Here is a 6,683-nt window from a genome sequence, read left to right as displayed (position 1 = left end):
AGTTTCCTGCGGCCCGCAACCCTTAAATGACAGAAAAATGACTGACTGCTGCATTCCACAGCAAAACCCCGCCTTATACCAATTTACACACAGAGTTATCCACAAACCACACGATCGTTTCTACGATCCTCTCGTTATATCAGCCTCCTTCAACAGAAAAAGAAGAGGTCAAAATCGAAAATTAAAAATTCGCGAGCGTTGCGCAAACGTTTTCGTTACAATGCCCCCGCAAAACAAGGATGCCCCGTAAGGGGCGTTAGCTGAGTTTTTAGCCAAGAATTCACCTAACGCTCTCTGTAATAGTCAAATCCAGGGGATTTACCATGCAACAACGTCGTCCAGTCCGCCGCGCTCTGCTCAGTGTTTCTGACAAAGCCGGTATCATCGAATTCGCTCAGGCACTTTCCGCACGTGGTGTGGAGCTGCTGTCTACAGGTGGCACTGCGCGCCTGTTAGCGGAGAAAGGTCTGCCAGTGACCGAAGTTTCCGATTACACCGGCTTCCCGGAAATGATGGATGGACGCGTGAAGACCCTGCATCCGAAAGTCCACGGTGGCATTCTTGGTCGTCGCGGTCAGGATGACGGAATTATGGAACAGCACGGTATCGCCCCTATCGATATGGTGGTTGTAAACCTGTATCCATTCGCCGAGACAGTGGCACGCGAAGGCTGCTCGCTGGAAGATGCGGTAGAGAACATTGATATCGGCGGCCCGACCATGGTGCGTTCCGCAGCCAAGAACCATAAAGACGTAGCGATCGTTGTGAAGAGCAGCGACTACGACGCCATTATTAAAGAGATGGATGCCAACGAAGGCTCCCTGACTCTGGAAACCCGCTTTGACCTCGCGATTAAAGCCTTCGAACACACCGCCGCCTACGACAGCATGATTGCCAACTACTTCGGCAGCATGGTTCCGGCTTACCACGGTGAGAGCAAAGAGGCCGCCGGTCGTTTCCCGCGTACGCTGAACCTGAACTTCATTAAGAAGCAGGATATGCGCTACGGCGAGAACAGCCACCAGCAGGCTGCCTTCTATATAGAAGAGAATGTTAAAGAAGCGTCCGTTGCCACCGCGCAGCAGGTACAGGGCAAAGCGCTTTCCTACAACAACATCGCAGATACCGACGCGGCGCTGGAGTGCGTGAAAGAGTTCAGCGAGCCAGCCTGTGTGATCGTTAAGCACGCTAACCCGTGCGGCGTGGCGGTAAGTACCTCTATTCTCGACGCTTACGACCGCGCCTATAAAACCGACCCAACCTCCGCGTTCGGCGGCATCATCGCTTTCAACCGCGAACTGGATGCCGAAACCGCGCAGGCAATTATCTCCCGTCAGTTCGTGGAAGTGATCATCGCCCCGTCCGCAACCGAAGACGCACTGAAAATCACCGCCGCCAAACAGAACGTTCGCGTTCTGACCTGCGGTCAGTGGGCACAACGTGTACCGGGCCTGGACTTCAAACGCGTTAACGGCGGTTTGCTGGTTCAGGACAGGGATCTGGGGATGGTGAGCGAAGGCGAACTGCGCGTGGTGTCCAAACGTCAGCCGACCGAGCAAGAGCTGCGCGATGCACTGTTCTGCTGGAAAGTCGCCAAGTTCGTGAAATCCAACGCCATTGTTTATGCCAAAGAGAACATGACTATCGGCATAGGCGCAGGCCAGATGAGCCGCGTGTACTCCGCAAAAATCGCCGGGATTAAAGCGGCTGACGAAGGTCTGGAAGTGAAAGGCTCTGCAATGGCCTCTGACGCCTTCTTCCCGTTCCGCGATGGTATTGATGCTGCCGCCGCCGTTGGCGTGAGCTGCGTTATCCAGCCCGGTGGTTCTATCCGTGATGACGAAGTCATTGCCGCTGCCGATGAACACGGTATCGCGATGATCTTTACCGACATGCGCCACTTCCGCCATTAATCCACGGAGCAGACGATGAAAGTATTAGTGATTGGCAACGGCGGGCGCGAGCACGCCCTGGCCTGGAAAGCCGCACAGTCCCCGCTGGTTGATACCGTTTTTGTCGCACCGGGTAACGCCGGTACCGCACTGGAGCCCGCGTTGCAGAACGTGGCTATCGGCGTCACCGATATTCCAGCTCTGCTGAGCTTTGCCCAGAACGAGAAAATTGACCTGACCATCGTCGGCCCGGAAGCGCCGCTGGTGATTGGCGTGGTCGATGCGTTCCGCGCCGCTGGCCTGAAGATCTTCGGGCCAACCGAAGGCGCTGCACAGCTGGAAGGCTCCAAAGCCTTCACCAAAGATTTCCTCGCCCGTCACCAGATCCCGACGGCGGAATATCAGAACTTCACTGAGATTGAGCCAGCGTTGGCCTATCTGCGTGAGAAAGGCGCGCCGATCGTCATCAAAGCTGACGGCCTGGCCGCCGGTAAAGGCGTTATCGTGGCGATGACGCTGGAGGAAGCAGAAGCCGCCGTTCATGACATGCTGGCAGGTAACGCTTTTGGCGATGCGGGCCACCGTATCGTTATCGAAGAGTTCCTCGACGGCGAAGAAGCGAGCTTTATCGTAATGGTCGACGGCGAGCATGTGCTGCCGATGGCCACCAGCCAGGACCACAAACGCGTAGGCAACGGCGACACTGGCCCGAACACCGGCGGTATGGGTGCTTACTCACCAGCGCCGGTGGTAACTGATGAAGTGCATCAGCGCACCATGGAACGCATTATTTGGCCAACCGTAAAAGGTATGGCGGCGGAAGGGAATACCTACACCGGTTTCCTGTACGCGGGTCTGATGATCGACAAACAGGGCAATCCGAAGGTTATCGAGTTCAACTGCCGCTTCGGCGACCCGGAAACCCAGCCGATCATGCTACGCATGAAATCGGACCTGGTGGAGCTTTGCCTGGCCGCCTGCGACGGCAAGCTGGATGAGAAAACCTCCGAGTGGGACGAACGCGCCTCGCTGGGTGTCGTCATTGCTGCCGGAGGTTATCCGGGCAACTACAACACCGGAGATGAGATCCACGGTCTGCCGCTGGAAGAAGTAGAAGACGGAAAAGTGTTCCATGCAGGCACTAAACTCGCCGAAGACGATCGCGTGTTGACCAGCGGTGGTCGCGTGCTGTGCGCCACCGCCCTGGGTCATACCGTGGCTGAAGCGCAGAAACGCGCTTACGCCCTGATGACCGACATCCGCTGGGATGGCAGCTTCAGCCGTAACGACATCGGCTGGCGCGCCATTGAACGCGAGCAACGCTAACGCGAAATTTTCGCCAGCAGCGTTTTACGCGTAATGCCTAACTGACGGGCGGCTTCCGTTTTATTGCCGCCCGTTTTTTCCAGCGCCGCCAGAATCACCTCTTTTTCGACATCCACCAGCGGTTGGATCTCGCCACTGAATTCCGTTTTTATCGGCGTCGCGGCAATCGCCATCGGCAGCTCGCGTTCGGAAATATATTCTCCCGTCAGCAGCACCACCGAGCGCTCAATCGCATTTTCCAGCTCACGAATATTGCCCGGCCAGTCGTAGTGGATCAGCAGATCCATCGCCTGCGGAGTAAAGCCTTTCACCGCTTTACGGTTACGCGCGGCAAAACGCTGGAGAAAATGTTCGGCTAACAGCGGAATATCTTCCCGGCGCTGGCACAGCGCTGGCATTTCAATGGTGACGACGTTCAGGCGATAGTAGAGATCCTGACGAAAGCGCCCGGCACTGACTTCCTCGGCCAGATTACGATGCGTGGCGGCGATCAGCCGGACATCAACCGCAATAGTCTGATTGCTACCAACACGCTGCACTTCTCGCTCCTGGATAGCCCGCAGCAGACGCACCTGCATCAGCGGTGAAATATCACCAATTTCATCAAGAAATAACGTGCCGCCATCGGCTTCCACAAAGCGACCTTCCCGCCGTTTATCCGCCCCGGTAAACGCCCCTTTCTCGTGACCAAAAAGTTCGGACTCCAGCAGCGATTCATTAAGCGCCGCGCAGTTGAGCGTCACCAGCGGTTTATCGCGACGGGCGCTGCTGGCATGCAGCGCCCGGGCCACCAATTCTTTCCCCGTACCGGAGTCTCCGTGAATAAGCACCGTAGCATCCGAGGGCGCAACCATCGCGATTTCATTGAGCAACTTCTGCATCGCCGGACTGCTGCCAATCATGCCAAACTGCGCAGCCGACGCCGATGGCAGTTCAGCGCCCGTTTCCCGCGTATGCGCCAGCGCCTTTTCCAGCGTCTCCTGCAGACGGTCAAAATCCAGCGGCTTGATTAAGTAGTCCAGCGCCCCGGTTTTAAGCGCCTCAACGGCGGTCTCCACACTGGAGAACGCCGTCATGATCAAGACCGGAATCGCCGGATTCAGCGCTTTAATCTCTTTCAGCGTTGCGATGCCGTCCATCTCCGCCATGCGTACATCACACAGTACTAAATCAAATACGCGTTCGCGCACCTGTTCCAGCGCCGCTCGCCCGCTATAGGCCAGCGCGACCTCATAACCCCAGCCGCGCAGCAGCGCCTGTAAAATGGTGCAGTGGCTGATATCGTCATCTACCACCAGAATATTGATTTTTCCGCGCGTCATCCTTGTTAATCCTGTTGTTTCGCTTTGGTCGGCAGCCAAAGGGTAAAGGTCGCGCCTTTGCCCTCAACGCTTGCCACCTGAATGGTGCCACCGTGCTGTTCGATAATGTTCTGCACTACCGCCAGCCCGAGGCCGGTTCCGCCAGCTTTGGTCGTATAGTAAGGCGTAAAAATGGCCTCCAGCTGTTCCGCCGCAATCCCCTTCCCACTATCGGTAACCACAATTTTAACGCGATCGCCGCTGCTTTCATTCGCTTCAACCGTGATCGTGCCCTGACGACCAATCGCATGAATGGCGTTCAGATACAGATTCAACAAAACCTGAGTCAGTCGGTCAGGATCGGCCTGGATAGCGGGCAGCGTAGAATTGGCCGAAAAGCGGAGCTGGATTTCCCGGCTTGCCGCATCCTGACTCACCAGGTGTAATGAGTGGGTGATAACCTCATTGAGATCCACCTTTTGCAGCGTCAGATGCGCAGGTTTCACCAGCTCCAGCAACTCACTCACCACCCGATTTAAACGATCCGCCTCTTTCGCCATCACCTGTGCCAGCTCGTGCGACTCGCCTCCTGCCGGGGTTCGCTCGGCAAAATACTTCGCTAACCCTTTGATCGATGAAAGCGGGTTACGAATTTCATGCGCCACCCCAGCCGCAAGATGACCGAGCGCTAACAGTTTTTCTTTACGCTTCATCGCATCCTGGAGTTCTTTGTACGAGCGCTGATAGCGCTGATACCAGAAGAACGTCAGCACGGTGGCCAGCAACACAGCCGCCAGCGCAGAGAGGACTATCAGTGTGTTACGCCACTCCCTTGCCTGAGTCGCTGTCAGATCGCTGGCATCAAAGGCGATAAATATGGTTTGTGCAGGGGTGATAAGCTGCCCGTCATTGCTGGCACAGCGCGCCATGCCGTGGCGTCCTGGACCATACATCGGCTGAAACTGGCGATAAATTTCCAGTGCTGGCGTTTTTTCACCATCCCTCGCTGGAATTTCAATATTCCGCCAGCTTTCTTGCTCCCCAGGACTAAGCTGTCGCAGGACATCCGATGAATAGAGCGTTTTGCCGACCATCGCGGAATTGCTGTGGGTAATAATGACACCATGCTCATCGACGACAGCAAACCATAGCACGCCAGGCTGTACAGCCATTTCCTCCAGTAGCGTCTGCTGCTGAGCATGATGCATGCGCATCCCCATGCCTACGCGCGTACCAGACTCCAGAGCGCGAATGAGCACGCTGCCTTTTTCCAGTAGCGTTTGCCGCGCGGCACCACTTTCCCGCCCATAGTCCCGAATGGTCATAATCGAAAACCAGCCGACCAAAACCAGGATTGCCGCCAGCAAGAGTCGGCTCAACCACTTTGCCACCGTATCCTTATAAAGACGCATACGCTCTCCCTTCACCCCGCTTGTTCCTTTCATCGTTGCAGGTATACAGCAGAAATCATGCCATTTTTTCCCCCTGATAACCCTGCCCTCAGACACAAACAGCTGAAAGTAACGGGTAAAAATGACTCGCTGACGCGTTCTGGCGAGTCATTTTTACTCGTTTCCCTGCAAAGACGGCGGGTACAACGCCCGCAGGACTGGGATTGCCGCTTTGGCACGGAAGATGCAAAAGGGAATGTAAGTAACCAACAGGAGAACGAACGATGAAACGGAACAACAAACTGGCACTGATTGCACTTTCTCTTATCGCACTTGGCTCCACCCCGGTACTGGCACAGAATCACTGGAGATATGGCGACGGAATGCAGCAACGGGGCGGTACGCCAATGACCGCTGAGCAGCAGGCTGCCGCACAGAAAATCTATGATGATTATTATTCCCAGACCAGCGCGTTGCGCCAACAGCTGACATCCAAACGTTATGAGTACAATGCACTATTAACGGCCAGCTCGCCGGACACGGCAAAAATTAACGCCGTTGCAAAAGAGATGGAAGCGTTGAATCAGTCTCTGGACGAGCAGCGCGTTAAACGTGATGTCGCAATGGCGCAGGCTGGCGTGCCACGTGGCGCGGGAATGGGCTACGGCGGATGCGGCGGTGGCGGTAACCATCGCGGCGGCGGTCATATGGGAATGGGCCACTGGTAAAAGACTTAATGCCTGATGACGATATACGGATCAGGCCTGCTGATT

The 6,683-nt window shown here is 55.8% G+C and carries 7 protein-coding genes; 5 read left to right on the top strand and 2 right to left on the bottom strand.

Features of this window, described 5'->3' with window-relative positions; translation table 11 throughout:
* The 3 genes from OGY13_RS15915 to purD all read left to right on the top strand — a co-directional run.
* On the top strand, window positions 1-250 hold a 250-nt coding region (locus OGY13_RS15915), incomplete at its 5' end, for a hypothetical protein (protein WP_286593312.1).
* A gap of 73 nt (window positions 251-323) precedes the next feature.
* Window positions 324-1,913 (top strand): bifunctional phosphoribosylaminoimidazolecarboxamide formyltransferase/IMP cyclohydrolase, encoded by a 1,590-nt coding sequence (purH, locus tag OGY13_RS15910; RefSeq protein WP_008787105.1) that lies wholly within the window; start codon window positions 324-326, stop codon window positions 1,911-1,913.
* 15 nt (window positions 1,914-1,928) lie between these two features.
* Entirely contained in the window at window positions 1,929-3,218 is a 1,290-nt protein-coding gene (purD, locus tag OGY13_RS15905; RefSeq protein WP_048227505.1) for a phosphoribosylamine--glycine ligase, read from the top strand.
* On the opposite strand, the gene zraR is transcribed toward purD, so the two are convergent.
* Window positions 3,215-4,540 (bottom strand): sigma-54-dependent response regulator transcription factor ZraR, encoded by a 1,326-nt coding sequence (zraR, locus tag OGY13_RS15900; RefSeq protein WP_060683072.1) that lies wholly within the window; start codon window positions 4,538-4,540, stop codon window positions 3,215-3,217. The two genes, purD and zraR, sit on opposite strands and share 4 nt — an antisense overlap.
* 5 nt (window positions 4,541-4,545) lie before the next feature.
* Window positions 4,546-5,931, bottom strand: coding sequence for a two-component system sensor histidine kinase ZraS (zraS, locus tag OGY13_RS15895; protein ID WP_213753017.1), 1,386 nt, complete (start codon window positions 5,929-5,931; stop codon window positions 4,546-4,548).
* 57 nt (window positions 5,932-5,988) lie between these two features.
* Here zraS and OGY13_RS15890 point away from each other — a divergent pair, with 57 nt between their 5' ends.
* Complete coding sequence (locus OGY13_RS15890; RefSeq protein WP_008787108.1) at window positions 5,989-6,198, top strand: hypothetical protein; 210 nt, start codon at window positions 5,989-5,991, stop codon at window positions 6,196-6,198.
* Entirely contained in the window at window positions 6,195-6,638 is a 444-nt protein-coding gene (gene zraP / locus OGY13_RS15885) for a zinc resistance sensor/chaperone ZraP (protein ID WP_008787110.1), read from the top strand. The genes OGY13_RS15890 and zraP overlap by 4 nt, the downstream gene beginning before the upstream one ends.
* Window positions 6,639-6,683: the final 45 nt, after the last annotated feature.

It is taken from the genome of Citrobacter sp. Cpo045 (genome assembly GCF_030332875.1).
GTDB classification, from domain to species: domain Bacteria; phylum Pseudomonadota; class Gammaproteobacteria; order Enterobacterales; family Enterobacteriaceae; genus Citrobacter; species Citrobacter portucalensis.
Note: the sequence above shows the minus strand (reverse complement) of the source record. Positions and strands in the feature narration are given on the sequence as shown.